The organism is Micromonospora sp. H61, assembly GCF_018070325.1.
Classification (GTDB): domain Bacteria; phylum Actinomycetota; class Actinomycetes; order Mycobacteriales; family Micromonosporaceae; genus Micromonospora; species Micromonospora salmantinae.
This window is the reverse complement of the sequence record NZ_JAGPXY010000002.1, coordinates 195,729-222,291: the sequence shown is the minus strand read 5'-3', so window position 1 is coordinate 222,291 and position 26,563 is coordinate 195,729. Positions and strand designations below refer to the sequence as shown.

The 26,563-nt window shown below is 71.2% G+C and carries 25 protein-coding genes and 1 tRNA gene; 8 read left to right on the top strand and 18 right to left on the bottom strand.

Going from position 1 to position 26,563, the window contains the following annotated elements; translation table 11 throughout:
- Window positions 1-39 precede the first annotated feature (39 nt).
- Both KBX08_RS02545 and KBX08_RS02540 read left to right on the top strand, forming a co-directional pair.
- Complete coding sequence (locus tag KBX08_RS02545) at window positions 40-1,248, top strand: hypothetical protein (protein ID WP_210780875.1); 1,209 nt, start codon at window positions 40-42, stop codon at window positions 1,246-1,248.
- A gap of 211 nt (window positions 1,249-1,459) precedes the next feature.
- Window positions 1,460-1,903, top strand: a complete 444-nt coding sequence (locus tag KBX08_RS02540) for an HNH endonuclease (RefSeq protein WP_210780874.1) — start codon at window positions 1,460-1,462, stop codon at window positions 1,901-1,903.
- A 70-nt stretch (window positions 1,904-1,973) separates the two neighbouring features.
- Here the strand turns inward: KBX08_RS02540 and KBX08_RS33520 are convergent, their stop codons facing one another.
- Together KBX08_RS33520 and KBX08_RS02530 are read right to left on the bottom strand one after the other, a co-directional pair.
- Complete coding sequence (locus KBX08_RS33520) at window positions 1,974-3,503, bottom strand: serine/threonine-protein kinase (protein ID WP_307850427.1); 1,530 nt, start codon at window positions 3,501-3,503, stop codon at window positions 1,974-1,976.
- 185 nt (window positions 3,504-3,688) lie between these two features.
- Window positions 3,689-4,456 (bottom strand): enoyl-CoA hydratase/isomerase family protein, encoded by a 768-nt coding sequence (locus tag KBX08_RS02530; RefSeq protein ID WP_210780873.1) that lies wholly within the window; start codon window positions 4,454-4,456, stop codon window positions 3,689-3,691.
- Between the two features lie 233 nt (window positions 4,457-4,689).
- On the opposite strand from KBX08_RS02530, the gene KBX08_RS02525 reads away from it, so the two are divergent.
- Window positions 4,690-5,232: a hypothetical protein gene (locus KBX08_RS02525; RefSeq protein ID WP_210780872.1), complete on the top strand. Its 543-nt coding sequence runs from the start codon at window positions 4,690-4,692 to the stop codon at window positions 5,230-5,232.
- Here the strand turns inward: KBX08_RS02525 and KBX08_RS02520 are convergent.
- The 5 genes from KBX08_RS02520 to KBX08_RS02500 all read right to left on the bottom strand — a co-directional run bounded on the left by KBX08_RS02520 (window position 5,220) and on the right by KBX08_RS02500 (window position 7,735).
- Complete coding sequence (locus KBX08_RS02520) at window positions 5,220-5,864, bottom strand: histidine phosphatase family protein (protein ID WP_210780871.1); 645 nt, start codon at window positions 5,862-5,864, stop codon at window positions 5,220-5,222. The two genes, KBX08_RS02525 and KBX08_RS02520, sit on opposite strands and share 13 nt — an antisense overlap.
- Window positions 5,865-5,929: 65 nt before the next feature.
- Window positions 5,930-6,601: a DUF998 domain-containing protein gene (locus tag KBX08_RS02515; RefSeq protein ID WP_210780870.1), complete on the bottom strand. Its 672-nt coding sequence runs from the start codon at window positions 6,599-6,601 to the stop codon at window positions 5,930-5,932.
- Window positions 6,602-6,611: 10 nt separating this feature from the next.
- A complete protein-coding gene (locus tag KBX08_RS02510; protein ID WP_210780869.1) occupies window positions 6,612-7,031 on the bottom strand; it encodes a VOC family protein in 420 nt (139 codons plus the stop codon).
- Between the two features lie 35 nt (window positions 7,032-7,066).
- The gene (locus KBX08_RS02505; RefSeq protein WP_210780868.1) at window positions 7,067-7,468 is read right to left on the bottom strand and encodes a helix-turn-helix domain-containing protein; all 402 of its coding nucleotides are present in this window, start codon (window positions 7,466-7,468) and stop codon (window positions 7,067-7,069) included.
- Between the two features lie 190 nt (window positions 7,469-7,658).
- Window positions 7,659-7,735, bottom strand: a tRNA-Thr gene (locus tag KBX08_RS02500).
- 340 nt (window positions 7,736-8,075) lie between these two features.
- Here KBX08_RS02500 and KBX08_RS02495 point away from each other — a divergent pair.
- The gene (locus KBX08_RS02495) at window positions 8,076-9,167 is read left to right on the top strand and encodes an ABC transporter ATP-binding protein (protein ID WP_210780867.1); all 1,092 of its coding nucleotides are present in this window, start codon (window positions 8,076-8,078) and stop codon (window positions 9,165-9,167) included.
- 143 nt (window positions 9,168-9,310) lie between these two features.
- Here KBX08_RS02495 and rlmB read toward each other — a convergent pair whose 3' ends face one another.
- Window positions 9,311-10,444, bottom strand: coding sequence for a 23S rRNA (guanosine(2251)-2'-O)-methyltransferase RlmB (gene rlmB / locus KBX08_RS02490; RefSeq protein ID WP_210780866.1), 1,134 nt, complete (start codon window positions 10,442-10,444; stop codon window positions 9,311-9,313).
- Complete coding sequence (gene cysS / locus KBX08_RS02485) at window positions 10,444-11,859, bottom strand: cysteine--tRNA ligase (protein ID WP_210780865.1); 1,416 nt, start codon at window positions 11,857-11,859, stop codon at window positions 10,444-10,446. The genes rlmB and cysS overlap by 1 nt, the downstream gene beginning before the upstream one ends.
- Window positions 11,860-11,922: 63 nt before the next feature.
- On the opposite strand from cysS, the gene KBX08_RS02480 reads away from it, so the two are divergent.
- Window positions 11,923-12,609: a helix-turn-helix domain-containing protein gene (locus KBX08_RS02480; protein ID WP_210780864.1), complete on the top strand. Its 687-nt coding sequence runs from the start codon at window positions 11,923-11,925 to the stop codon at window positions 12,607-12,609.
- A gap of 294 nt (window positions 12,610-12,903) precedes the next feature.
- On the opposite strand, the gene KBX08_RS33515 is transcribed toward KBX08_RS02480, so the two are convergent.
- Entirely contained in the window at window positions 12,904-13,095 is a 192-nt protein-coding gene (locus KBX08_RS33515) for a hypothetical protein (RefSeq protein ID WP_247668721.1), read from the bottom strand.
- A gap of 411 nt (window positions 13,096-13,506) precedes the next feature.
- Between KBX08_RS33515 and KBX08_RS33510 the strand changes: the two genes are divergently transcribed.
- Complete coding sequence (locus KBX08_RS33510) at window positions 13,507-13,869, top strand: endonuclease domain-containing protein (RefSeq protein WP_247668720.1); 363 nt, start codon at window positions 13,507-13,509, stop codon at window positions 13,867-13,869.
- A 199-nt stretch (window positions 13,870-14,068) separates the two neighbouring features.
- Here KBX08_RS33510 and KBX08_RS02470 read toward each other — a convergent pair whose 3' ends face one another.
- Entirely contained in the window at window positions 14,069-15,763 is a 1,695-nt protein-coding gene (locus tag KBX08_RS02470; protein WP_210780931.1) for a S8 family serine peptidase, read from the bottom strand.
- A 177-nt stretch (window positions 15,764-15,940) separates the two neighbouring features.
- Window positions 15,941-16,906, bottom strand: a complete 966-nt coding sequence (locus tag KBX08_RS02465; RefSeq protein WP_210780862.1) for a DMT family transporter — start codon at window positions 16,904-16,906, stop codon at window positions 15,941-15,943.
- A 71-nt stretch (window positions 16,907-16,977) separates the two neighbouring features.
- On the opposite strand from KBX08_RS02465, the gene KBX08_RS02460 reads away from it, so the two are divergent.
- On the top strand, window positions 16,978-17,538 hold the full coding sequence (locus KBX08_RS02460; protein ID WP_210780861.1) for a CGNR zinc finger domain-containing protein: 561 nt from the start codon (window positions 16,978-16,980) through the stop codon (window positions 17,536-17,538).
- On the opposite strand, the gene KBX08_RS02455 is transcribed toward KBX08_RS02460, so the two are convergent.
- From KBX08_RS02455 to KBX08_RS02445, 3 genes are all read right to left on the bottom strand, one after another.
- Window positions 17,505-18,104 carry a GNAT family N-acetyltransferase gene (locus KBX08_RS02455; RefSeq protein WP_210780860.1) on the bottom strand — a complete coding sequence of 200 codons (600 nt, stop codon included), beginning with the start codon at window positions 18,102-18,104 and terminating at the stop codon, window positions 17,505-17,507. The genes KBX08_RS02460 and KBX08_RS02455 overlap by 34 nt on opposite strands.
- Before the next feature lie 98 nt (window positions 18,105-18,202).
- The gene (locus tag KBX08_RS02450; RefSeq protein ID WP_210780859.1) at window positions 18,203-18,385 is read right to left on the bottom strand and encodes a DUF397 domain-containing protein; all 183 of its coding nucleotides are present in this window, start codon (window positions 18,383-18,385) and stop codon (window positions 18,203-18,205) included.
- A complete protein-coding gene (locus KBX08_RS02445; protein WP_210780930.1) occupies window positions 18,376-19,173 on the bottom strand; it encodes a helix-turn-helix transcriptional regulator in 798 nt (265 codons plus the stop codon). Before KBX08_RS02445 ends, KBX08_RS02450 begins: the two co-directional genes overlap by 10 nt.
- Window positions 19,174-19,815: 642 nt before the next feature.
- Between KBX08_RS02445 and KBX08_RS02440 the strand changes: the two genes are divergently transcribed.
- Window positions 19,816-20,034: a hypothetical protein gene (locus KBX08_RS02440; protein ID WP_374101925.1), complete on the top strand. Its 219-nt coding sequence runs from the start codon at window positions 19,816-19,818 to the stop codon at window positions 20,032-20,034.
- 65 nt (window positions 20,035-20,099) lie between these two features.
- On the opposite strand, the gene KBX08_RS02435 is transcribed toward KBX08_RS02440, so the two are convergent.
- The 3 genes from KBX08_RS02435 to KBX08_RS02425 all read right to left on the bottom strand — a co-directional run bounded on the left by KBX08_RS02435 (window position 20,100) and on the right by KBX08_RS02425 (window position 26,449).
- Complete coding sequence (locus tag KBX08_RS02435) at window positions 20,100-21,509, bottom strand: aspartate ammonia-lyase (RefSeq protein ID WP_210780858.1); 1,410 nt, start codon at window positions 21,507-21,509, stop codon at window positions 20,100-20,102.
- A gap of 35 nt (window positions 21,510-21,544) precedes the next feature.
- A complete protein-coding gene (locus KBX08_RS02430) occupies window positions 21,545-24,523 on the bottom strand; it encodes an AfsR/SARP family transcriptional regulator (RefSeq protein WP_210780857.1) in 2,979 nt (992 codons plus the stop codon).
- A gap of 258 nt (window positions 24,524-24,781) precedes the next feature.
- Entirely contained in the window at window positions 24,782-26,449 is a 1,668-nt protein-coding gene (locus KBX08_RS02425; RefSeq protein WP_210780856.1) for a fumarate hydratase, read from the bottom strand.
- Window positions 26,450-26,563 lie beyond the last annotated feature (114 nt).

The window sequence follows — 26,563 nt, the reverse complement described above, 5'->3', positions numbered from 1 at the left end:
GATCAACCGTCGATCGGCCGGGCGGGAGGGCAGCGGGAGATGTCACCACTGCACCGCGCCGGCGCGGAGAACGGTTCGTCGATGGACGAGATCGGCCGCGACGACGCGTACCCGCTGATCCGTGACGAGCGCGCCTGCATCGTCACCGCGCTCCGACTGGGTTGGTGGATGGCGGACGCCTACCACCACGGGCAGCACGCGGAGCCCCGCGCGTTCGTCGAGGCCCGCCCGGCCGTACCGCCGGCCAAACTCTCCAACCTCACCGAGATGTCCGTCCACCGTCGAATGCGGATGTACCTCGACGGGGTCGACGTCGCCCTGGCCCAGATCGCCGACCTCACCCGGCACACCGGGCCGGTGCCCGACACGTCGGCCGCCCGAGCCCTGCTCCCCGACCTGGGCCAGCCCGATCCCGCCGACCCGGTGCCGCTGCTGCTCGCCCTCGACGACCTCAACGTGGAGGTGCTGCGCTGGGCGATGGCCGCCAACCACCGGGTCGGGCTGGCCTACCGACTGGGCCGTTCAGTGGCCGACACCGTCCGAGCCGGCGACGTCACGCAGTTGCTGCGCCAGTTCGGCGGCCGGCAGGTCCAGATCAGCAGGTGGTTGGACGAGCTGGCCAGTGTGCTGCCGCCGTACTCGGCCGCGGTGGTGCGCCGCTCGCTGGCCGCCTGGGCGAGCGCTGTCGACAGCGCCGGCCACGGGGACCCGACCGAGCCGACGCCCGCCACCCTGAGCCGGGCGCTGCGCGGCCAGGGTGACCTCTGGCGCGACGTGCTCACCGGTGGCCTGCACCCGCGCGACCTGCTCGACGAGGAGGACTACGCGGTGATCGCCCGGAACCTGATCATCCGAGACCGGCGACTGGTGGCGCAGGCGGCCCGAGGCATCTTCTGGCCGGTGCTCGTACCCCTGCTGTTGGTGCTCTTCGCGGTCGTCGGGGTGAGTGCCGCCGCGGCCGCCGGCTCACCGACCACCCGGGCCACCGTAGCCCTGGTGGGCCTCGGCGCCGGGCTGGCCGCGATCTGGCGGTCGGTCTCCGGGCCCGCGCTGGCCGTCGCCGGTGAGGTCAACCGGCCGCTGCTGGACAGCGAACTCACCGCACGGATGGCCCTGCGGCTGAACCGGCCGCTGACCACCGCCCAGGTCTCGGCCAAGGCAGCTCCCCGCACCCGCCGCCAGCGGCGTCCCGACGAGGCCGACCGATCGAAATACGTTGCCCCTGTCTCCCCCGTCGACCTAACGTGAGCGCGCAAGGTCAACCACCACCGCGGGAGCAGCTCATGACGATGTGGCACGTCAGCACCGTGCTGTCGACGCTGCCCGGTGACGGTTACCGAGCGGAAGGTCCCCGGGCGGGCCGGCCCGACTGACGCGTTTCCGTACGCGCTGAGCCGCCCCGTCCGACAGCCGGACCGGGCGGCTTCTTGCTGTCCGTCACCTCTGGAAAGGAGTCCCGGTGGACGCCGTCCTCGTCATCAACGCCGACCTCGGCCCGCTGCACCGGGTCACCGTCCAACACGCCGTCCGCATGCTCTGCCGCCGGGTGGCCGAGATCCACGAGGCCGAGCCGGACCGGGTGATCGGGGTCTTCCCGATGCCCCGGGTGGTACGGCTGGTCCGCTTCGTGGTCACCCGGTGGAGATTCAACTCCGGGCCGGCCTGGTCGCGCGCCGGTGTGCTGCGGCGCGACAACAGGTGCTGCGCGTACTGCGGCGGCCCGGCCTCCACCATCGACCACATCCTGCCCCGCTCGCGCGGCGGTCGGAACACCTGGCGAAACACCACCGCCGCCTGCTACGCCTGCAACCAGCGCAAGGGGGACCGGACGCCGGCGGAGGCGGGCATGCCGCTGCGCCGTGAGCCGGTGAACCCGGGCTGGGCGGCGCTCGCCGGGCGGTGACGGACCGGCCGGCGGGAACGGGGGGCCGCGTTTCGGGTACGTCCCGGACGCGGCACCCGCCGGCCCCCGATCAGGCCGCGCGTTCCTTGACCTTCGACTTCAGTTGGCCGTTGGGGCACTGCACCCGGATCTCGCTGCGGTGCTCCGCGGAGGTCAGCTCGACCAGGATCTGCTTCGCCGGCCCCGGGTCGTACCCCTCGACCCGGAAATCGGGCGCGAGCACCACAGCGAGCACCTCGACCGAATTTCCCACGCAGCGAGCGGTGACCGTCCCGCCGTGCGCCTCGACGGGCACACCGGCGCCGGCGGTGGGAGTCGGCGCAGCCCTGGTCGGGGTCGGGCCAGAGGTGGCGGGCGTCGGGCCCGGGACCACTGGCCCGCCCGGACCGGACGGGGGGTTGATCCGGGTAGCGGGCGCGGTGTTCCTGGTCGGCGGTGCGGCGGACGGACCGGCATCAACCGGGTCGGTCGGGTCCTCGATGCCGGGCATCCCCACCGTGGTGGTGCCCGGGCCACTGCCGGTCGGCGCGGCGCTCTGTCCCTGTCGACGATTGCTGAAGTCACCGAGCGACCCGGCGAGCGCCACCGCGGCGATCACGGCTCCGCCGACCGTCAGGATGGCTCGCCCCCGACGCCACGGCCCGCGCCTCATCCGCGCCACCGAATCGCCGGTCGGCTCGGTGCCGGCCTCCTCGGTGCCGGCCGGCTTGGGGCCAGTCGGCTCGGGGCCGGCCTGCTCGGCGACGTTTGCCGCCGAGGCAGCGGCACCGGCAGCCGCCTCGGGGGCGGCCCCGCTGGCGACGGCGAGCAATATGCGGGCCGTGTCGGCGGCCGACGGCCGGTCGGCAGGGTCGCCGGCCAGGCACCAGCGGTAGAGCCGGTGCACCTCGGGCGGTATACCGTCGATCGGGGGCAGCGGGTCCGGTTCGACGTGCGTGTGCGCGCGGAGCATCCCGGTCTGCGCCTCGGCGGGCCACGGCAACCGGCCGGTGAGCACCCGGTACAGCAGCAGGCCGAGGGCGTACACGTCGCTGGCGGGCAGCACCTCGCCGGCCTGCAGCCGTTCCGGCGCCAGGTACGCCGGCGTGCCCAGCAGCCGCCCCTCGAAGTCGATCTCTGGCGCGCCGGCGGCTGCCGCGATGCCAAAGTCGAGCACCTTCGCGCCGGACGGCGTGAGCATCACGTTGCTCGGCTTGATGTCGCGGTGCACCAACCCCTGCCCGTGCGCGACGGTGAGGGCCGAGGCCACCTCGGCGCACACCCGCAGACCGGCGCGCGGCGGCAACGGCCCGGCCACCAACCGGTGTTCGAGGGTGTGACCGCCGAGCAACTCCATCACCACGAACGGGACCTGGGCTCCGTCCAGCGCCGACTCGCCGTAGTCGTAGACGCTTGTGACGTGGGGATGCGACAACCGAGCCGCGGCCTTGGCCTCGCCTCGGATCCGCTGTCGGGCGTTGGTGTCCGAGGCGACGAGCACCTTCACCGCCACGTCCCGCTCGAGCACCTCGTCGTACGCCCGATACACCTCCGACATGCCGCCACTGCCGAGGCGCTCCAGGAGCCGGTAGCGGCCCGCGAGCAACTGATCACGCTGCACGACGGACAGCCTGCCGTACCGGCCTGAGAACCGGATACCCGGGATCGAAATCTCGCAATGAGTAGGACCGGCTTCAGCTAGCGTCCGCTCAGATCCGGGTGGTCCCGCAGCAATGCCTCGCCCCCGGCGGGCTTCTCGGAGCAGCAGCCTGACGAACCAACCGCCGGCGGTGCGACCAGACGCGGTCAGTGTTCGGTCGGTGGCCGCCAGGCGAAGCGGGGCTGTCGGCGTTCGGTCATCGCCGCTACCCCCTCCCTGGCCTCGCCGGTCGTCGTCACCTTCCGGTGCCACCAGGCGATCCGTGCGGGCTCGGCCCGCTCGTCGATGATCTCCTTCGCGGCGGCGATGCTCAGCGGCGAACGCTGGGCGATGGTCGCGGTCAGCTCGTCCACCCGTACGGCGAGCCGGTCGGCCGGCAGCAGCTCGTCGACCAGGCCGATCCGCAGGGCGCGCTCGGCGTCGATCAGCTCTGCGGTGAACAGCAAAAGCTTGGCGGCGGACGGGCCGACCAACCGGACCAGCCGGCGCGTCGTCGGCGCCGGATAGACCAGCCCGAGCCGGGCCGGCGGTACGCCGAACCGGGCGTCGTCGGCGGCGATCCGCAGGTCGCAGGCGACAGCGAGCTGAGCCCCACCGCCGACGCAGGCGCCCCGGATGGCCGCGACGGTCGGCTTGGCGAACCGGGCCAGCCGTTCCTCGGCGGCCACCGCGATGCTGGCGTCACCGGCGTCCAACAGCTCGGCCAGGTCACCGAGGTCGGCGCCCGCGCAGAAGGCGTCGCCGGCGCCGGTGAGCACCAACGCCCGTACGTCGGGGTCGGGTTCCAGCCGGTCGAGCAGTTCGGGGAGCTGACGCCACATGGCGGCGGTCATCGCGTTACGCCGAGCCGGGTTGTGCATCACCACGGTGGCGACCGGCCCGGCCACCTCGACCGTCAACTCCGCGTCCGACACGTCCGCTCCTTCCCGCGCCCCCGAGGGGCGACGCCGCCAATCTGGTCGCCGACGTCGCGCGTCGGGTGCGGCGACCCTAGCGAAGACGATCAGTCCGGCCCGGCGCAGGCGCACTGCTGAAGCAATCTTGGACAGTTTTCGTTAGCGCAGAGGGTCCAAGATTGCCAGAACGGCGCGGACCGCTTCCGGTCGGATGGGGGGAACCATCGGTTGGGGTCGCGCGTCCGACGGAGATGAGACTCGCATCGACGACCGCCGTCACGGTCGCGTTCCTGGCCGCGCTTCTGACCGGTTGCACCAGCGTCGACCGAGCCCTCACCACCACCCCGACCCAGCCGTCGGCCACCACCGCTACCGCCCCGGCCACCGGCACCTCGCAGCCGACGACCGCCCCCACTGTCAGCGCCGGGGCCAGCGGTGTGGCCCCCCGAGTGACGTTACGAATCTCCGGTGGCTTCGCCGGGCGCGGGGACTCCATCGTCGTCGAGCCGGATGGCCAGTGGACCGTGACGGACCGGGCCGGCAGCCGGAGCCTCGGCCGGCTCACCCCTGCCGATCAGGGCATCCTGGCGGGGCTGGCCGCCGACCCCCGGCTCGCCACCGAGGCGCGGCGGCCGACCACCGCGACCAACTGCTCGGACGCGATGAACTATCGCCTCACCGTGGCCAGCAACGACACCGGGTACGCCGACTGCCCGGCCGACGGCACCCCGCCGCCGGCCACCCAGGCGGTGGTCAAGCTGCTTCTGCGGACCACCGGCACTCACACCAGATAGTCCGGGGGCAGGCCAGTGCCCCGCAGCTCCGGCGGTAGGTGGGCCACGTCGTTGACGGCGACCAGATTCGCCGGGCCGGCCGCGCTGTACCGGATGACTGTCAGCCCCGCGTTGTGCGTGTTCAAGCCCAGCCACCGCCACTCCGGCGCGTCGAGGGCATGCCGCACCAGCCAGGCGATCAGGAAGCTGTGCGTCACGACCAGCTCGCGGACCGGTTCGCCGCCGGCGGGCCCCTCGGCGACCGGGCCGGCGAACCGCCGCACCGCGTCCGCCGTCACCCGCGGCCAGTCGACCCGCTCGGCCGCCGAGAACTGCGTCAGGAATTCGGCGTACGCGGGCGGCAGGCCAGCCGGATCCGTGTCGTGTGGGAGGTGGTCGCCGGCCAGCTCCGTCTCGTACTCCGGAACGTCGGGCAGCGACTTGGCGACCAGCTCGGCGGTCTGCGCGGCCCGGCGCAGCGGCCCGTGGTGGACGGCGGCGAACCGCCGGGCCCGCAGGCGTTCGCCCAGCAGGGTGGCCTGCCGCCGGCCGCGCTCCGACAGGCCGGTATCCGGTTCGCCTGCCTCCGATCCACTCGGCTCGGAGAGATCCTGCTCGGCGTGTCGGGTCAGGTACAGCAACCGGGTCACCATGCCCCACCTCAACACACCGGGAGGTACGAGTTCGACCCGCACCTCCCGGTCCTGCGGCCGTCGGCTCAGTCGGCCCGACCGGACGCCGCCCGCGCGAAGGTGACCGACACCCACAGCCAGCCGGCCGTCACCGCCAGGCCGAACGCCACCATCACGGCCGGTGCCGGCCGGACGATCAGCGTCACCCAGGCCGCCGCGAAGAACATCCCGGTCACCAGGCTGTACGCGGCTCGACCGCGCGCCCCCTGCCGTGCGGCCCGACGGGCTGCCACCACTGTCGCCACGATCAGCGACACGAAGGCGACCGCCGCCACCAGGAAGTGCAGGCCCCCGTGCCAACTGATCTCACCGGCGCCCCGAGGCGTACCGGCCGGGAACCCGTCGGCCGGGTCGGCGCTGAAGATCGCCGCCCCGACCAGGCCCAGGCCGTACAGCGCGAGCAGTCGGGGCAGCCGGACCGATCCGCCGCCTTCGCTGGTACGGCGGCGCAGCGCTTGGGCGGCCAGCACGCAGAGCACCCCGGTGGCCAGGAACGTGACGATCTGGATCCAACCCAGCTCTCCGGTGCTCAAGACGCTGACCGGGTGGCGACGGAAGTCGAAGCCATCCCGGGTAGCCGCCTGCGCGATCGCCGAGCCGACGAAGATCGGACCGGCGAACACCCCGCCGATCAACAGCATGCGGTCCCGACCGACGGCGGTCGGTCGTACCACGGGAAACGCCGCGGCCTGGCTCATCGCCCGCCCCCTACGCCCCGGGGAACATCTGGCCGATGCGGATCCGGTTGCCGAACGGGTCCCGGATGCCGAAGTCGATCCCGTACGGGCGCTCGGTCGGCTCGTCGGTGATCTCGACGCCCTTCGCCACCAGATCCTCGTGCGTCTTGCGGGCGTCGTCAGTGGTCATGAAGAGGTACCCGCCGAGGGCACCCTTGGTGAGCAGCTCCCGGACCTGCTCGGCGGTGGCCGGGTCCAGCGCCGGCGGGCCGGGCTTCTCCAACAGGATCTCGCGCTCCGGGTCGCCGGGCAGGTTGACAGTGAGCCACCGCATGAAGCCGAGGTCCTGGTCGGTGTTGACCTCCATGCCGAGCTTGTTGACGTAGAAGTCAAGCGCGGCGTCCTGGTCGAGGACGTAGATCTGGGAGCGGCTGATCGCGTTCATCGTCATGCCCATGACGCTAGAGGTAGGCCGTGACCTGCGGCTTATCCAAAACTGCTGGGTCGGGTCCAGGCTTTGGTGAAGCACGACGGCACGTTGGCCGGCGCCAAGCGCTGACGCCGGAAATCCGAGGGCGACTCCCCGACGATCTGCCGGAACGTCCGACTGAACGTGCCCAGGCTACCGAAGCCGACGGCGTAGCAGATGTCCGTCACGTCCCGGTTGGTCTCCACCAGCAGCGACATCGCCCGCTCCACCCGACGGCGTTGCAGATAGCGGTGCGGGGTCTCACCGAAGGTGGCCCGGAAGGTACGGATGAAGTGCGCCTGCGAGACGTGCGCGATCCGGGCCAACGCGGGAATGTCCAGAGGCTCGGCGTACGCCCGGTCCATCGCGTCCCGGGCGCGCAGCATCGCCCGGTTCGACTCCTCCACCGCCCGACTCATCTGCCCCCGTCCCGCTCCGCGCTGCTCCGGCCCCAGGTTAGCGCCGGAAACTGCGTCGTCCGGTCGGGTGGCGCGCCGCTCAATCCGGAGCAGCCGCGGTGGCTGTTTGCTGCCGCGACCAGCTCACCGCGGACGTCGGGGACGGCGCGGCAGAGGCAGAGCGGTGCCGCTCGGATAGGTCTGATGTAATTGGAGCCCCCGGCCGGGATCGAACCGGCGACATCTCGCTTACAAGGCGAGTGCTCTGGCCAGCTGAGCTACAGGGGCGCGTGCGTCGAGGTCAGCATAGCGACTGACGTCCGGTAATCCCGATCGCGATGCCTCCCGAGCACGGGAATCGTCAACAACCCGACGCAGACTCGTTTGACACCGCGTCGATTGATGTCTGACCGTGCCCGAGTGACCGGAATGCGTAGCCCGCCTGGTGGGCTGGGCGGCCCCCGCCTTGGCAGCACAGGTAAACGCGTTTACGGTTCACTGACACGGACGACGACCGGGCGCCCCCGCGACCGCGCCGCCGTCCGCTGAACCGGCACGGACACGTGCCGGTTGCTCCTTCACTCGGATCGTCCGGCACGTTCCTGCCGGTGAAAGGAAGCGCTTCACCATGGCTACTGTCACCTATTCCAAGGCGTCCCGGGTCTACCCGGGCCAAGAGCGTCCCGCCGTCAACGAGCTGGACCTCGAGATCGGCGACGGGGAGTTCCTCGTCCTGGTCGGCCCCTCCGGTTGCGGTAAGTCCACCAGCCTGCGGATGCTCGCCGGCCTGGAGGACGTGGACGCCGGTTCGATCTACATCGACCAGCGTGACGTCACCCACCTTCCCCCGAAGGCCCGCGACATCGCGATGGTCTTCCAGAACTACGCCCTCTACCCGCACATGACGGTGTACGAGAACATGGCGTTCGCCCTCAAGCTGCGCAAGACCTCCAAGTCGGAGATCGACCGGCGGGTCAAGGAGGCGGCCGGGCTGCTCCAGCTGGAGGAGTACCTCAGCCGTAAGCCGAAGGCGCTCTCCGGTGGTCAGCGTCAGCGTGTCGCTATGGGTCGGGCGATCGTCCGCGAGCCGCAGGTCTTCCTCATGGACGAGCCGCTGTCGAACCTCGACGCCAAGCTCCGCGTGCAGACCCGTACCCAGATCGCGTCCCTGCAGGCCAAGCTGGGCGTCACCACGGTCTACGTCACGCACGACCAGGTCGAGGCCATGACCATGGGTCACCGGGTCGCGGTGCTGCTCGACGGTGTCCTGCAGCAGGTGGACACCCCGCGGGCGCTCTACGACACCCCGGCCAACGTGTTCGTCGCCGGCTTCATGGGCTCGCCCGCCATGAACATCAAGACCGTTCCGCTGAACGAGCGGGGCGCCGAGTTCGCCGAGCTGCAGATCCCGCTGACCCGCGAGCAGGTCGAGGCGGCCCGCGCCGAGGGTGGCGACGGCAAGGTCACCGTGGGCTTCCGCCCGGAGGACTGCGAGCTGGTCAGCCCGACCGAGGGCGGCATGCCGGTCGTGGTCGAGCTGGTCGAGGACCTCGGCTCGGACGCCAACGTCTACGGCCACGCCGCGCTGGGTGGCAACTCGGAGCGCTTCGTCGTCCGCACCGACCGGCGCAACATGCCGAACATGGGTGACACCGTGTTCGTCAGGCCGGTTGCGGGTCGCAGCCACGTCTTCCACGCCTCCACCGGCGGCCGGATCTGACGTAACGCCGTACCGACAGGGGCGGTCCGCTTCGGCGGGCCGCCCCTTCGTCGTACCGAAACTGGCTTCTCACCCTGCCTGGGCACCTGACGACGAAGGCCCCCTCCCGCGCTCGGCGGGAGGGGGCCTTCGTTCGACGTGCGCTACAGCTCGACGGAGCGCCGGCGGGCGACCTCGGCCAGGGCGACCGCCGCCGCCACGCTGGCGTTGAGCGACTCGACCTCGGAGATCATCGGGATGCTGACGGTCAGGTCGCAGGTCTCCCCGACCAGGCGGGAAAGACCGCGCCCCTCGGAACCGACCACCACCACCAGCGGACCGACAGCGGCCTCCAGGTTGTAGAGGTCGGTGTCGCCGTCGGCATCCAGGCCGACGACCATGAAGCCGGCGTCGCGGCACGCCTTCAGCGACCGGGTCAGGTTGGTCACCTGTGCGACCGGCACCCGCGCGGCCGCGCCGGCACTGGTCCGCCAGGCGGTCGCGGTGATCCCGGCGGCACGACGCTCGGGTACGAAGACACCCTGCGCACCGAACGCGGCAGCCGACCGGATCACGGCGCCCAGGTTGCGCGGGTCGGTGACACCGTCCAGCGCGACCAGCAGCGGGGCCTGCTGCTCCAGGGCAGCGGCGACCATGTCCTCGAACGGCTGGTACGCGAAGGGCGGCACCTGCAAGCCGACGCCCTGGTGCAGCACCCCGCCGGTCATCCGGTCCAACTCGGCGCGGCTGATCTCCAGGTTGGCGATGCCCCGGTCGGCGGCGGTCCGGATGATCTCGTTGATCCGGTCGTCCATGTCGATGCCCTGGGCCGTGTAGAGCGCCGTCGCCGGCACGTTGGCGCGCAGCGCCTCCAGCACCGGGTTACGCCCGACAAGCAGCTCCGGGGTGTCCTTGGACGGGTTGGACTTACGCCCCGGCGTGACCCGGGGGCCGGACCGGCCGCTGGGCTTGCCGCCCCGTCCGCCGGTGGCGGCACCCCGGCCGACCGGTACGCCCCGACCGCCACCCCGGCCCCAGGTGGTGTCCTTGCTGCCGGGCTGACCGATCTTGGGGGCGCGCCCCTCCTCGGCCGCGGCGCGGCGCTCCTTGTCCTGCTTCCAGGCGGTGCGCTGGGGCAGCTTCTCGGTGCCCGAGTAGCCCTTGTGCCACGGCCGCTCGTCCGCGGGCAGGGTGCGACCCCGCCCGGCCAACGAATCCTTGTTCTTGCCGCCGGTGCCCTTGGGGGCGCCTGCCTTCGACGTCAGTCGCCGGCCACGGCGCTGCGAGTTGCCGGCCATCAGTCCTGCTCTCCAATAGTCCAACGGGGGCCCTGGGGGGTGTCCTCGACCACCACGCCGGCCAGCTTGAGCTGGTCACGCACGGCGTCCGCGGCGGTCCAGTCCTTGCGGCCCCGCGCCTGCGCGCGCTGCTCCAGGGCCAGCGCGATCAGGGAGTCCACCACGGCACGAAGGTCGTCCGATCGGCCGCCACCGGTCCAGGCCGGGTCGAGGGGGTCGATCCCGAGAATATCCAGCATTGCCCGCACCACGGCCAGCGTGGTGCGGACGGTCACATCATCGCCGACGCTCAGCGCGGTGTTGCCGTCCCGAATGTGCTGTTGCAGCACGGCCAGCGCGGCGGACGTGTTGAGGTCGTCGTCCATCGCCGCGACGAACCCGGCGGGCAGCTCACCGAGCTGCCCGGCGCCGACCCGCTCGGCGGCCCGCTGCACGAAACCTTCGATCCGCCGGTACGCGGTGGCCGCGTCGCGCAGCGAATCCTCCGAGTAGTCGATCACCGAGCGGTAGTGCGCGGCGGCGTAGTAGTAGCGCAGCTCCACCGGCCGCACTCCGAGCGAGTCCACGTACGCCAGGCCCAGCGCGTTGCCGGCGGACTTGCCCATCTTGGCTCCGCCGATGCTCAGCAGGCCGTGGTGCACCCAGTAGCGGGCGAACGGCAACCCGGCCGCCTGGGACTGGGCGATCTCGTTCTCGTGGTGCGGGAACGTCAGATCCAGGCCACCGCCGTGGATGTCGAACTCCGGGCCGAGATAGCGCCAGCACATCGCCGAGCACTCGATGTGCCAGCCCGGACGGCCCAGCCCCCACGGCGAAGGCCAGTAGGCGTCCGCCGGCTCGTCCGGTTTGGCACCCTTCCACAGCGCGAAGTCGCGCGGATCCCGCTTGCCCCGGTCCGGGGCGTCCCCGGCGGACTGCATGGCATCCGGAGACTGGCCCGACAGCGACCCGTACGCCGGCCAGGACGCCACGTCGAAGTAGACGTCGCCGGAGCCGTCACTCGCCGGGTACGCGTGCCCGTCGGCGATCAACTTCGTGATCAGCTCATGCATCTCGGGGATGTGCCCGGTGGCGCGCGGCTCGTAGCTGGGCGCCAGCACGTTCAACGACCGGTACGACTCGGCGAGCAGCAACTCGTTGGCGTACGCGATCGACCAGAACGGACGACCCTGCTCGCCCGCCTTGACCAGGATCTTGTCGTCGATGTCGGTCAGATTGCGAATGAAGGTGACCTCGTAGCCGGCGGCCAACAGCCAACGACGCAGGACGTCATAGTTGACGCCGGAGCGAAGGTGACCGATGTGCGGCGGGGCCTGAAGGGTGAGACCACACAGGTAGACCCCCACCTTGCCGGCTTCCCGCGGGACGAAGTCCCGCACCGATCGGGTGGCGGTGTCATACAGGCGTAGCGTCACCGTACAAGGGTAGCTGTCCGTGCCTGTCCGGGTCCGCCGGTGCCGGGTCGTACGCTGCCAGGCGTGGATGCGACCGCACGCTCCGGTGGCTCCGGTGACCCGCCAGCCAAGCCCACCACCCCCGCCGAGACGTCGCAGACGCTGGACCGGGGGTTGCGGCTGCTGCACCTGGTCGCCGACGCCTCTGGCGGTCTGACCGTCACCGAGGCCGCGAATCGGCTCGGCGTCGGCCGGGCCGCCGTCTACCGACTGGTCAGTGCGCTGACCGGGCACGGCATGCTGCGTCGCGACGGAGACGGTCGGCTGCGCCTCGGTGCCGGGTTGCTGCACCTGGCCCGGCGGGCCCAGCCGCTGCTCGCCGAGGGTGCGCTGCCCGCGCTACGCCGCCTCGCCGAGCAGGCCGGCGCGACCGCACACCTGACCGTCGTCGAAGGTGGCGAGGGCGTCGCCCTGGCCGTGGTCGAGCCGAGCTGGACGTCGTTCCACGTCGCCTACCGGTCCGGGGCACGGCATCCACTGGACCGGGGCGCGGCCGGCCGGGCGATCCTGGCCGGTCGGGCCGGGGCGGCCGAGCCGGTGAGTAGCAGCGGGGAGTTGCAGGCCGGGGCGTACGGGGTGGCGGCACCGGTGCTCGGCGTACCCGGCCTGGAGGCCAGCGTCGGCGTGGTCGCGCTCGCCCCGCTGGACGTCGACACCATCGGCCCCCAGGTGCTGGCCGCCGCCCGAGCCATCTCCACCGCCCTCAGCTGACCCCGACCGCCGCGCCCCACCTCCCGCCCCGCCTCGCGCCCCATAGCACGATCGGCCGGCGGATTCATGGTTGTCCACAGGTCCGGCGGCATGCGCGGGCCGGGTTGTCCACAGGGGTTCCGGTGGCCAGTCGGTGGTCGGCAGGCTGCCGGCATGCCCCCACGTCCGCATCGCCCCGATGCCCTGGCCTGGCAGGTCTTCCGCGGCTCCGACGCTGTCCGGGACGGCCTGCTCACCGAACATCAGTTGCGCAACTCCGCCTGGGTGCGGTTGCGCCACGACATCTACGCCGACTCACGGCTGGGCCATGATCACGCCCTCGCGTGTCGCGCCGCCCTCCTTCGGCTCCCACCCGGCGTGGTGGTCGGCGGCCCGTCGGCCGCCTACCTGCACGGCGTCCAGCACGCCGCGAGCTTTACCGACGATGTGCACGTCCTCGTGCCGCGACCGCTGCGGATCGGCCCACAGCGCGGCCTTCGCGTGCACGTCAACGCCATCACCCCGCTCCGACCGCCGGACGCAGGCCGACCGTCGAGCGCTGGAAGTCCACGTGATGCAACGCGACCTACTGGAGTGGGCCGCCCACCTGCCGGCGGAATGTCCCAACGCCCAGCACGGCACCCGGCCGCGGTGTCCATCGGAGCGGCGGGCATGGTGGTGGGCGGTCGAGATGATCGGTGGGCGGCGGCCGGCCCGCCCAGGTCCAGGGAGCAAGACCTCCCAATCCCCCGATCCGACCCCGGACGGGCCGCCTGGGAGACGGCCGTCTGGCTCGAACCGGTCCGGGCGGTAGCGATCGTCGATTCGCTGCTCGGGCAGGGGCTGGTCGATCGCGAGACACTGGCTGCCGTGGCTGCCCGCAATGCTGACCGGCCGGGTGCGCGACGAGCGCGCTGGGTGTTCGATCTGGCCGACGGCGGAGCCGAGTCTCCGCCGGAGTCACACCTACGCGTGCGGTTGGTGCTGGGTGGGCTGCCCTGCCCAGCGGTTCACCATCCGGTACGCCTGCCCACCGGCGTTGTTCTGCACCCCGATCTGGCCTGGCCGCAATATCGGGTGGCGGTGGAGTACGACGGGAAGTGGCACCTCGACGTAGAGCAGCTGCACCGACACCGCCGCCGGCTGAATCAGCTGGTCGGCGCGGGTTGGCTGGTACTGCACGTGACCAGCCGCCGGCTGCACGGCGAGTTCCCGGCGGTGCTTCGAGAGGTACGCGAGGCGCTGGTCAGCCGCGGCTTGCGACAGGGATCGTCCAGATGACCGGGATCAACTCGGGTTCCTGGAAACCGCGCCATCGTTCAGGCACCAACACGGGGCATTCAAGGAAATCGAGTCGATCATGACTGGCGCCGGGCGACGGCCGGTGACGACATGCCTGGACGAGCCGAGGCCCGGTCGACGACAGGTCGACCGGGCCCCGGAGAACGGTGGCGGTTGGGCCACCGCAATGCGATGTGCGTTACGGGCGGGCGTTCGGCTTGAGCGGGGTCTTCACCGCCGCGTAGGCGTCGACGATCCCGTAGCCGTAGAAGCCGTTGAAGTTGACCCCACCGGCGCAGTACGCGTCGTAGGTCTCGTCCCGGCCCTCGTTGCGGTACTGCTGGAGGCGCGGCTCCGGGCACGCGTGCTCGGCGGCCGTGCGGTAGAGGTGCTGCTCGACCTGGTCCGGCGACATCCCGAAGCCAGTCCGACCCTGCGCCTTGCCGTGCCGGCTGACGATCAGCGCGGCGACACCGGCGGCGTGCGGGGACGCCATCGAAGTGCCCTGGAGGTACGTGTAGTAGCCGCACTCACCGTTGGCCTTGCACTGCTTGAAGACCGAGTTCTCGAAGCCGGGGACGATGTTGCCGTCGGCATCGACCGATTCTTCCTCCTGAAGCACGTGCTTCGGGTACGTGGAAAGGATCATGTTGGCGTCGGTACGGAAGGTGTCGGTGCCGAAGCCGTCCCGGAACCAGCCTCCCGGCGCGGCGACCGAGATCTGCTCGGTGCCGTAGTTGGAGAAGTCCGACTTCTTGCCGGACGGGCCAACCGACGACACGCCGATCACGTGCGGGCCCTCGGTGGGGAGGTCCCAGCAGCTCTCGTTGTCGATCGGTCGGGGGTACGGGTCGGCACCGTAGTCGGGGCTGCTGACGTCGGTGCGCGGTGCACCCAGGTCCTCGTTGTTGTTGCCGAGCGCACCGACGAGGGTCACGCCCTTGTTGTGCGCGAAGACCAGCGCCCGCTTCATCGCCTTGATGATGGCCCGCTGCTCGGCCTGGTCCTCGGGGGAGTCGGCCGGGTTGGCGGTGCAGTTGTAGAGCCACGGGTCGACATAGAACGACATGTTGACCACGTCGATCCCGGACCGGCCGGCGTGGACCAGGGCGTTGACGACCGGGTCGAGGAAGAAGTAGCCGGAGTCCTGGCCACCCTTGAGTTCGACCAGCGAGACGTTCGGGGCGACGCCGGAGAGACCGAAGCCGTTGGCTGCGGCGCCGATGGTGCCGGCCACGTGGGTGCCGTGCCCGCCGTCGTCGGTGCCGACCGGGTCGAGGCAGCTCGGCACCTCGCAGGGGCCGTCCACATCGACCAGGTCGGGCGCGAAGTTGCGCGACAGCGACCAGTTGAAGTTCGGCGCGATGTCCGGGTTGCTGGCGTCGACGCCGGTGTCCAGTACGCCGACGGTCACCCGACGGTCGCCCGGCTCGATCTTGCGGGCCTTGTCGGCCCGGATCATCTCCAGGCCCCAGAGCTTGTCATCGAGCGGATCGAGCTTGGCACCCTTCTTCGCAGCACCGGCAGCACCGGCACGAGCACCGGCGGCGGCCAGCAGGTGCTCCTGCTCGACCCGGTCCAGCTTCGGCTTGCGACCGATGGCCTTCTGCTCGGCGGCGCCGATCAGCGTCGGGGCCGCGGTCGCCCTGGCCGCGAAGTCGGCCCGATCGCTGCTGACCTGGAACATGCCGACCTCATCGGACCGGGACACCACAGTGCCGCCGGCTGCCCGGATCGCGGCGACAGCCGTGTCGGTGGCGACGCCATCCTCGGCGACGACGGTGAAGGTCCGGGAGTTGCTCGGCCCGGCGTTGGCCGGCACACCCAACCCCGTAGCCGTAAGTGCCAGCACAGCCGCGGTCGCGACCGTACGGGCGGTGAAGCGCTTGCTCAGCACATCGGATCCTCTCGTTGAGGGACGTGGCAGTCATCACACAACAACGATCCGGATTACGCCAGTTGAGCGCCCGTTATGGCCGTGAATCCCGCCAGTTCGAGCCGCACCCCGGCCGCGCACAGACACACCCCGCACAGAAACACGCCGCGCAGACACACGCACGACCGCCAACCCTCACCGACCGTCAAGGGCCAGCTCGGGCTCGGGCATGGCCGGCGCGGGCGTTGCGGGCGACCCGCGCAGCTCGTCGAGGCGTACCAGGGCGACGCCCGCGACGATCAGCGCACCGCCGAACAACTGCCAGCCGGTGGGCAGCTCGTTCAGGAACAGCCAGGCGATCAGCACCGCGAAGAGCACCTCGGTCAGCCCGACGAACGACGACAGGCGGGGCCCGAGGATCCGGGTGCCGGCGATGCCGGTGAGGTACGCGATGACGGCGGCCACCAGCGACAGCCCGGCGATGGGCACCAACCAGCTGGTGGGCTGCCCGGCGAAGGTGACCTCACCGAAGGTGGCGTGCAGCGGCAGCAGGCCGGTGAGCCCGATGAGGAGCAGCACGGCGGCACCGACGGCCATTCCACCGCTGGCCATGGCGACCGAGGGCAGCCGGGGGTCGACCCGGCCGGCGAGCACGAAGTATCCGGCCAGGCCGAACGCCGCGCCCAGCCCCCAGAGCACGCCCACCGGGTGGAAGTCGGCGGTGCCGGCGAGGTCGAGCACGAACGCCAACCCGGCCAGCGCGGCCACCGACCCGGCGACGGTGAGCCGGCGGGGCGGCTGCCCGTGCCGCAGCCACATCCAGACCACGACGAGGATGATGCCCAGGTATTCCAGCAGCAGCGCGACACCGACGGGCAGGTAGCGCACGGCGTTGAAGAAGCACACCTGGGCCAGCGCCACCCCGAGGAGCCCGAACAGCCCGATGGCGGTGGCGTTGCCTCGCAGCACGTCCCATTTGCCTCGCAGCGACAGCAGGGCGGGGATCGCCAGCACCAGGGCGGCCACGCCGACGCGGGCGATCACCGCGGACTCGGCTGACCAGCCGGCCTCGATGAGCGACCGCGCGAAGGTGCCGGAGGTGGCGAAGGTGACTGCGGAGAGCAGCGCAAGTCCGACGCCGGCAGCAGGTCGTGAGTGCATGTCGCGCTCCTCGCAATGGGCACCGTGTCATGAGCAAACTATCCTTGTACTGATGACGCTAGGCGGAAGCCATGACAGGAGTCAAGTTGCTATTCGCTCATGACACCGAGTGTTCGCTGATCGCCGCCGCGGCGCTGGTCAACACCGCAGGTCGAGACGGTGAGTTGCTGCCCGACATCGCTGCGCTGGACGCGTTCTACGTCCGCCACTCCTACAGCGGCCGGCACGAGCACACCGAGGCCGAGCTGCGCGCCGTACGGGAGCTGCGGCCCCAACTGCGCCGCATCTGGTACGCCGAACCACCCGAGATCGTCGCGGTGGTAAACGGCCTGCTGCTGGAACACAAGGCGCTGCCCCAGCTCATCGAGCACGACGACGAGCCGTACCACCTGCACGCCGTTCCCCGCGACGCGCCGCTGGCCACCCGGATCGCGGTCGAGGCCGCCATGGCGATGGCCGACCTCGTCCGTACCGGCGAGCTGAGCCGACTGCGGATCTGCGAATACCCGGACTGCGACAACGTCGTCGTCGACCTGTCCCGCAACCGGTCCCGGCGGTTCTGCGAGGCCGGCTGCGGCAACCGTGCCGCGGTGACCGCCTACCGCGCCCGCCGGGCCGCCGGCCGCTCCTGAGCGACGCTCGCCCACTCCTCGGCCCGCACCTCGTACTCCACCTCGCCCTGCTCGGTGCCCGGAATCGGGTCGTCCCACTGGAGGTGGAAGGTCCGCACGTAGTGCAGCCCGGCCTTCACCATCACCCGCCGGGACCGCTCGTTGACAGTCATCGTCTCGGCCCAGACCCGACGCACCCCGACGGTGTCGAAGGCGTACCGGACCAGCGCCCGCGACCCCTCGGTCGCCAGCCCGCGCCCCCACGTCGAGCGGCGCAGCCGATAGCCCAACTCGGCCTCGGTGCCGTCCGCCGACGGGTCCAGCGCGAACCAGCCCAGGAACTCGCCGGACTCCCGATCGTGCGCCGCCCACCGACCCAGCCCGGGATACCTGTCGTACTGGCCCAGCAGCCTCGGCAACTGCTCGTCGCGCACGGTGGCCAGCGGGGTCGCGACGCCCCCGGTGAGGAAACGCATCACCTCGGGGTCGCTGTCCAACTCGACCAGCGCGTCCACGTCGGCCATCGTCAGTCGCCGCAACCGCAGCCGCTCGGTCCCCGCCGGCACACCCGCGCCATCGTCACCCATGGCCCGGATCATCCGCGCCGCCGAAGACCCCGTCGAGCCGTTTACCAGGGCCGGGTGCACCGAAAACCCCGACCGCCGTCGCGGGCGAGGCGGTCGGGTCAGCGCGGAGGCGCGCCCACGAAGAGCCGCCAGGAGTACGCGTCGACAACGAGCACGGGCCCGTCCGAGTCCTTGCTGTCTCGCACCCCGACCACCTCCCCAAGATTCGTCGCCACCTCGACGCACTGGTCGTTGGAACCACTCCGGCTGCTCTTACGCCACCGGGCTCGGGTCAACTCCACGACTCTGCCACTTCCCTCAGCAACTCGATCGACTCCTGCGGTGGCAACGCCTGCCCGAGGGTAGCTTCCCAGGTCCGTTGTAGACGCAACAGATCCGCTGGCCGATCGAGTTCTTGGCCGCCGATCTGGCCACCAAGGTAGGCAAGATCGCTGTGGTCGGCCACGGTGGCAAGGATGAATGGCCCGTTCAGGCCGGGATACTCCTCGGCCGAGCGAGGCACCACATGGAGCTGAACCCGCGGATGCTCGGTCGCCAGGCGCGCTAGCTGCAGAGACTGCTCGCACATGACCTTCCGGCCGCCGACGCGTCGCCTCAGTACCGACTCGTCGAGCACCGCAACTACGTGCGGTGGGCGATCCCCGTAGAGAACCCGCTGACTGTCCATCCGGTCCGTTAGCCGACGCTCGACCTCATCGGCGTCGAGCAGTCGGTCCGACTCGAAGATGGCACGGGCATAGCCTTCGGTCTGCAGCAGCCCCGGGACATGCAGCGGGTCGAACCATCGCAGCGCCCGCGCCTCCGCGAGGATCGCCTGCCAGCCGCGTAGCCAGGGCTGCGCCCGGTCCAGGCTGACCAGTTCGGTGGACATCCGACCGAAGAGGCCGCCGGTGTCCAGGGCGCGGTCGACGAGTTCCAGGTACTTGGCGGTGGGCGGCTGCTGCCCCAGCTCGACGGCGCTGACCATCGACGCCGAGTAGTTGACCGCCTTGGCCAGCTCGTCCTGACTCCAGCCGCGCCGGACCCGCGCCCGCCGCAGCTCCGCAATCAGGAACGCCGCCGCCGTCATCTGTCCATCGGCCGTACCGTGCCCGCCCTCCACCCCGCCGACGATCATCTCCAGCCGGCCGCCAGCGACGCTGCCACCCAGAACAGGGCGACTATGACGACGCGGCCAAACCCTTCCGACCGTAGTTGCCTGATCACCAGACTGTGAAGCGCGGCGCCGCTCCCCGTCCCCCGGGATCTGCCGGCGCCGCACGGGACCGCCCGCTCCCCCGTGCCGGGCGGTCCCACCTCCCAGCCAGCCCGGCGGGAGTGCACCTCGGAACAGCGGAGGTGATGCCACAAACGAGTCAGCTCCAAAGCATCCGCCCAAGACATCCTCCGACCACGCCCACCACCCCGACCCGAGACGCCCACCCCGACCCGGAACACGCCAGCCTCCCCGGACGACCGAGGCGCTGCCGGCAGCGACCTCCGCCACCGCCAGGGAGAGACCCGAGGCAAGGTCGTGCTCGATCGTGGAAACAGTCAGGCCCTGACCTGCGGAAGCCGTTACATCCAGGACAACGCCGCCGCGTTGGGCGGAACCGCTGCGACCTGACTCTGCTCCGCGATCTTGCATTTTCTGCCCCGACGCAAGGGGCATATCCACCCATGTCGACAGCAGAAACTGCAAGATCGGCGCGGTCCAGGATCGAGCGCGATCTTGGCGCGGGTCGGCGCAGCGCCCTGGCCGGGCCCGGTCGCCCGACTCACCCTGCGCCAGGAGTACACGCACGACCGGATCGGGTTGAGCATCTACCTGTGCACCGTCCTGCACGAGGCGGCTGCCGACCTGTACCGACTCAACCCGCACGACGGCCCCGACCCCGCCGCGCTCTTCGCCCGCTTCGTCGGCTGGGCAAGACCACGACACCTACCCTGACCAGGGCAACCCACGGCAAGGCGAGGCCGGGCAACGCCGGGCAGGGCGGGGCGGGGCGAGCCGGGTCAGGGGTGGGTCATCCGGAGCAGGTCCAACGTCTCGTCCAGCTGGGTCTCGGTGAGCTTGCCGGAGTCGACGTGGCCCCGGGAGATGACGACCTCGCGGATCGAGGTCTGCTTGGCCAGCGCCTCCTTGGCGATCGACGCGGCCTCGTCGTACCCCAGGTAGCGGTTGAGTGGGGTGACGATCGACGGTGAGCCCTCGGCGTACGCCAGGCAGACCTCGGCGTCCGCGACCAGGCCGACCACCAGCCGGTCGGCGAAGAGCCGGCTCACCGCGGAGAGCAGCCGGATCGACTCCAGCAGGTTGCGGCCCATCACCGGGAGCATCACGTTCAGCTCGAAGTCGCCCTGGGAGCCGGCGAAGCCGACGGTCGCGTCGTTGCCGATCACCTGGGCGCAGACCTGCCGCATCGCCTCGGCGACCACAGGGTTGACCTTGCCCGGCATGATCGACGAGCCGGGCTGGAGGTCCGGGATGCGCAGCTCGCGCAGGCCGGCGCGAGGGCCGGAGCCCATCCAGCGGATGTCGTTGGCGATTTTGTAGAGGCCGATCGCCACGGTTCGCAGCTGCCCGGAGGTCTCCACCAGCGCGTCCCGCGCGCCCTGCGCCTCGAAGTGGTTACGCGCCTCGCTCAGCGGCAACCCGGTCGACTCGCGCAGCTTCTCGATCACGGCGGCGGCGAAGCCGAGCGGGGTGTTGATCCCGGTGCCGACGGCGGTGCCGCCCAGCGGCAGCTCGGCCAGTCGGGGCAGCGCGCCCTCCAGCCGTTCGACCCCGTAGCGGACCTGGGCGGCGTACCCGCCGAACTCCTGGCCGAGGGTCACCGGGGTGGCGTCCATCAGGTGGGTACGCCCGGCCTTGACCACCGTCTCGAACTCGGCGGCCTTGGCCTCCAACGCCGACGCCAGGTGGGCCAGCGACGGCAGCAGGTCTTCGACGATGAACTGGGTGGCCGCCAGATGAATCGAGGACGGGAAGACGTCGTTGCTCGACTGGGAGGCGTTGACGTGGTCGTTCGGGTGCACCGGCGAGCCAAGCTCCCGGCTGGCCAGGGTCGCGATCACCTCGTTGGTGTTCATGTTCGACGAGGTGCCGGAGCCGGTCTGGAACACGTCCACCGGGAACTGGTCGTCGTAACCACCGTCGGCAACGTGCGCGGCGGCGGCGGCTATCGCGGCGGCCACGTTGGCGTCGATCACGCCCAGCTCGCCGTTGACCTCGGCCGCCGCGCCCTTGATCTGGGCGAGGGCCTTGATCTGGGCCGGTTCGAGGCCCCGGCCGGAAATCGGGAAGTTCTGCACCGCGCGCTGGGTCTGCGCCCGCCACAGCGCCTCGGCGGGCACCTCCACCTCGCCCATCGAGTCGCGTTCGATGCGGTAACCGGTCGCCTCTGGAGTCGTCACGCGTACCATCCTGCCGCGCCCGTGGCCGACTCGCAGATGATCCGTCAGCCCAACTCGGTGAGCAGCCGTTCCACCTCGTGCTGGTCCGGCGACTCGATCTGCCGGAACAGGGCCAGCGCCCGGGTCAGGTGCGCCCGCGCCGCCGCCGGATCGGTCGCCAGCAAACAGCGGGCGATGCCCTCCAGCGCCCGACCCTGCTCGTGTAGGGAACCCAGCCCGGTGGCGTCGACGAGCACCCGACGATGCAGGTCGAGCGCGCTGCTCACATCCCCCTGATCCAGGATGGCTCGGGCCAGCAGGTTGCGCGAGCCGCACTGGCCGATGCGATCTCCCGCCTCGGTCATCGCGACCAGCGCCGCACGGTGCAGGTCAGCGGCCTCTTCCGGACGGCCGGCCTCCCGTTCCATCATCCCGATCTCGTTGAGCACCTCACCCTCACCGAACCGGGCGCCCATCTGGCGCTTGAAGCGCAGCGCCACCCGCAGCAACCGTGCGGCCGGCACCACGTCGCCCATCCGATGCCGGACCATCCCGAGGTGCCCGAGGGCATTGCCGAGCCGCCGTGTGTCGCCGACCTCGCGGGCGATCCCCAGGTGCCGCCGAGCGGTGCGCAGCGCCTCGTCGTGCCGTCCCCAGAGCAGCAGGGTGATCGTCAGGTTGTTGAGTTCGTTCGCCAGCGCCGTCGTGTCCCGCATCCGCGTCGCCAGCGCCCGAGCAGCGTCGTAGGACTCGCGAGCCCGGCGGAACTGAAAGTTGGCCGCGTACGCGGTGCCCAGGTTGCCCAGGGTGTTGCGGTATTCGTAGCGCAGACCCAGGCGGCGGAAGATGTCGAGTGATCTCTCCATCACCCGGATCGCCGTGGGGAAATCACCCAGCCGGTAATGGGCCGAGGCGAGATAGTTGAGCATCATCCCCACCGCCCTGTCGTCACCCAACTCCTCGGCGGCGCGCAGGCCGATGGTGTGTGTCTCAATCAGTTCATCCAGTCGACCGCCCTCGAACTGCGCGTGCCAGCAGGCCCTCGCCAACTGCCAGCAGTAGCGGAGAAACCCCTCGGTCTCCGCCAACCGGACCAGGGCTGTCCATGCGGCCAGGTTCTCGTCGAGCCAGGCCCGACCCTGCTCGGCGACGAGCATGACCAGGTCAGGACGGAGCGGCTCCCCCACCACGATCAGCGAGCGGAGCGCGGAGAGTTCCCTCTCGCGGGCGATCGCCGTGGCGACGTGCAGGTGGTGATCGAGCAGACGCTCGATGCCGCCCCGTCGCTCGACCGTCCGCTCCGGCTCGGCCACCAGCGTCCGCGCGTACTCCCGGACCAGGTCGTGCAACCGGTACCGGCCCGCCTCCGCCTCCTCCACCAGGTGCGCGTCGACCAACTCGTCCAGCAGGTCCTGGGCCTCGGGTAGGGACAGCTCGGCCAGTACGGCGGTGACCGAGTTGTCGAACCGTACTCCCGGGTGCAGGCCCAGCAACCGGAACGCACGCTGCGCGACCGGGGACACCTGGGCGTACGACAGGGCGAAGGCCCGACCGACCGACCGCTCCCCCGCTTCGAACTCGGCCAACGGATCCGGCCGGCTGCTCAGCCGCTCGGCCAGGTCGGCGATGCGCCAACGGGTTCGGTGCGCCAGTCGGGCACCGGCCAGCCGGATGGCCAGCGGCAGGTGTCCGCAGCGTCGGACGACCTCGGTGGCCGCCTCCGGCTCCGCCGCCACCCGGGCCACGCCGACGACCTGCCCGAGCAACTCGACCGCCTCGTCGCTGTCGAGCACGGGCAGCGACGAGGGCCGCCCCTCGTCCACCCCGACCAGCCGGCGGCGGCTGGTGATCAGGATCAGGCAGTGCGAGCCGTTGGGCAGCAGCGGTGTCACCTGGTCGGCGGTCGCCGCGTTGTCGAGCACCAGCAGGGCCCGTCGACCGGCAAGCTCGCTACGCCAGAGCGCCAACCGGTCGTCCTGGCTCGTCGGCACCCTCTCGGCGGGCACACCGAGCTGCCGCAGGAGCGTGGCGACCGCCGCGGCCGGCGTCAACGGGGTGCGCTCACTGTGCCCGTGCAGGTCGATGTAGAGCTGGGCGTCCGGGTAGTCGTCCGCGAGAGCGGTGGCGAGATGCACCGCGAGGGTGGTCTTGCCGCTGCCCGCCATGCCGTCGATGAGCTGGATCCGGGCCCCGGCCTCCACCTCCTTGACCAGGCGGGCCAGCGTCTGCTGCCGGCCGGTGAAGTCGCCGATCGCCCGGGGCAGCGAGCGGACCGGAGCGATCGGCCGCGCTTCCCGACCGGCCAGGGCCAGGTCACCGGCGAGCACCCGCTGGTGCAGCTCCTGCAACTCGGCGCCCGGCTCGATGCCCAGCTCGTCGGCGTAGGTCCGCCGGCCCTCCCGGTAGACCGCGAGCGCGTCGGCCTGCCGTCCGACCGAGGACAGTGCCAGCATCAGTTGTCCGCGCAGCCGCTCCCGCACCGGGTGCTGGTCGACGCTTTCGGCGAGTTCGCCGATCAGCTCGGCGGCCCGCCCGAGGCGCAGCTCGACGTCGACGCACTCCTCCAGGGCGGTGAGACGCTGCTCGTCGAGTGCCTGTGCCCGGCGGCGGACGCTCCGGCTCGGGATTCCACCCAGCGCCGGCCCGCGCCACAACGCCAGGGCGGCGCGGAATTCGGCACGCGCGTCGACCAGGCGACCGGCCGTGGCGGCGGCTCGCGCAGCCTCCACGCCCCGGGTGAAGACCTCGGCGTCCAGGTCGGTCGGTGCGGTACGCAGCCCGTACCCCGCCGGGTCGGTGACGATGAGGTCCGGTGCCAGCTCGAGTTCGGTGAACCGGCGACGCAACCGCGACACGCAGGTCTGCAACTGCGCCCGGGCGGTGGCCGGCGGGCGGTCCTCCCACACCGCGTCGACCAGTTCGTCGAGCGGCACGAGCCGGCCGGCCCGCAACAAGAGCATGGCGAGCACGATCCGGTCGCGCCCGGCGGTGACAGTGGACTCGCCACCGCCCACCCGCAGGGGCCCCAGGATCCCGAACCGCATCTGCTCTCCCGCATCAGTGGTGCAACTTCCAGCAGAGTAGTCCGGCGGTAACAGACCGCCTCGGCCAGGCGATAGTGATCTGAGAGCGGATCGACAGCGGTGCGCAGCACACTCATTGCGAGTTGTCGGTGACGGCATCCGACGGGGGCGGTGCGCCCGTCCCACCCCAGGGGGCGGGCGTACCGATGTCGGCAGAGCACGGGCGACAGAGCGGGCGCCGGGCGAGTTCGCCCGGCGCCCGTTGGCGTACCTGTGGGGTCAGCGGCGGCCGACGGTGAGCACCGGCTTGGTGACCTCGGCGAAGAAGTCGTTGCCCTTGTCGTCGACCACGATGAAGGCGGGGAAGTCCTCCACCTCGATCTTCCAGACCGCCTCCATGCCCAGCTCCGCGTATTCGAGCACCTCGACGTGCTTGATGCAGTCCTGGGCGAGGCGGGCCGCGGGGCCGCCGATCGAGCCGAGGTAGAAGCCGCCGTGCTGCTGGCAGGAGCGGGTCACCTGACCCGACCGGTTGCCCTTGGCCAGCATCACCTGGGAGCCGCCGGCGGCCTGGAACTTCTCCACGTAGGCGTCCATCCGGCCGGCGGTGGTCGGGCCGAACGAGCCGGACGCGTAACCCTCGGGGGTCTTCGCCGGGCCGGCGTAGTAGACCGCGTGGTCACGCAGGTACTGCGGCATCGGCTCACCGGCGTCCAACCGCTCGGCGATCTTGGCGTGCGCGATGTCCCGGGCGACCACGAGCGGCCCGGAGAGCGAGAGACGCGTCTTCACCGGGTACTTCGACAGCTCGGCGCGGATCTCGTCCATCGGTCGGTTCAGGTCGACCCGGACCACCAGCTCGGCGTCGAGCGAATCGTCGGTGACGTCGGGCAGGAACCGCGCCGGGTCGGTTTCGAGCCGCTCCAGCCACACGCCCGACGGGGTGATCTTCGCGACGGCCTGGCGGTCCGCAGAGCAGGAGACGGCGATCGCCACCGGGCAGGACGCACCGTGCCGGGGCAACCGCACCACCCGTACGTCGTGGCAGAAGTACCGCCCACCGAACTGCGCGCCGATGCCGAAGTTACGGGTCAGCTCCAGCACCTCCGCCTCCAGCTCCAGGTCGCGGAAGCCGTGCGCGCTCATCGAACCGGCGGTCGGCAGCGCGTCAAGATACTTGGCGCTGGCGTACTTCGCGGTCTTCAGCGCGTACTCGGCGGAGGTGCCGCCGATGACGACGGCCAGGTGGTACGGCGGGCAGGCGGCGGTGCCGATCAGCCGCAGCTTCTCCTCCAGGAACTGCATCATCCGGGTTGGATTGAGCAGCGCCTTCGTCTCCTGGTAGAGGTACGACTTGTTTGCCGAGCCACCGCCCTTGGCCATGAAGAGGAACTTGTACGCGTCGGGGTGCCCGTCCGGGTCCTCGGCGTACAGGTCCACTTGGGCGGGCAGGTTGCTGCCGGTGTTCCGCTCGTCCCACATGGTCAACGGGGCGAGCTGGGAGTAGCGCAGATTGAGCTTGGTGTACGCCTGGTAGACGCCCCGGGAGATGGCCTCCGCGTCGGCACCGTCGGTCAGCACGTGCCGACCGCGTTTGCCCATCACGATGGCGGTGCCGGTGTCCTGGCACATGGGCAGGACACCGCCGGCGGCAATGTTGGCGTTGCGCAGCAGGTCCAGCGCGACGAACCGGTCGTTCGGCGAGGCGGCCGGGTCGTCGATGATCGCCCGGAGCTGCGCCAGGTGCGCGGGGCGCAGGAAGTGCGCGATGTCGTGCATCGCCTCGGCGGTCAGCGCGGTGAGCGCGGCCGGCTCCACGGTGAGGAACCGACGGCCTCCCGGGCCGTGTACGACGTCCACGCCCTCGTCGGTGACCAGGCGATAGTCCGTCTGGTCGGGGCCGGTCGGCAGCAGAGGGGCGTACGAGAATGCGGCGGCACTGCTCATGAGCGGCAAGCCTAGGGCAGACCGGTCGATCACTCCCACCCGCCGGGCGGGTCCTGGGACGCCGCTCTCATCCACCGGGCGCGCCGGGCCCGGCCGCCGTCCGGATCATCTGGC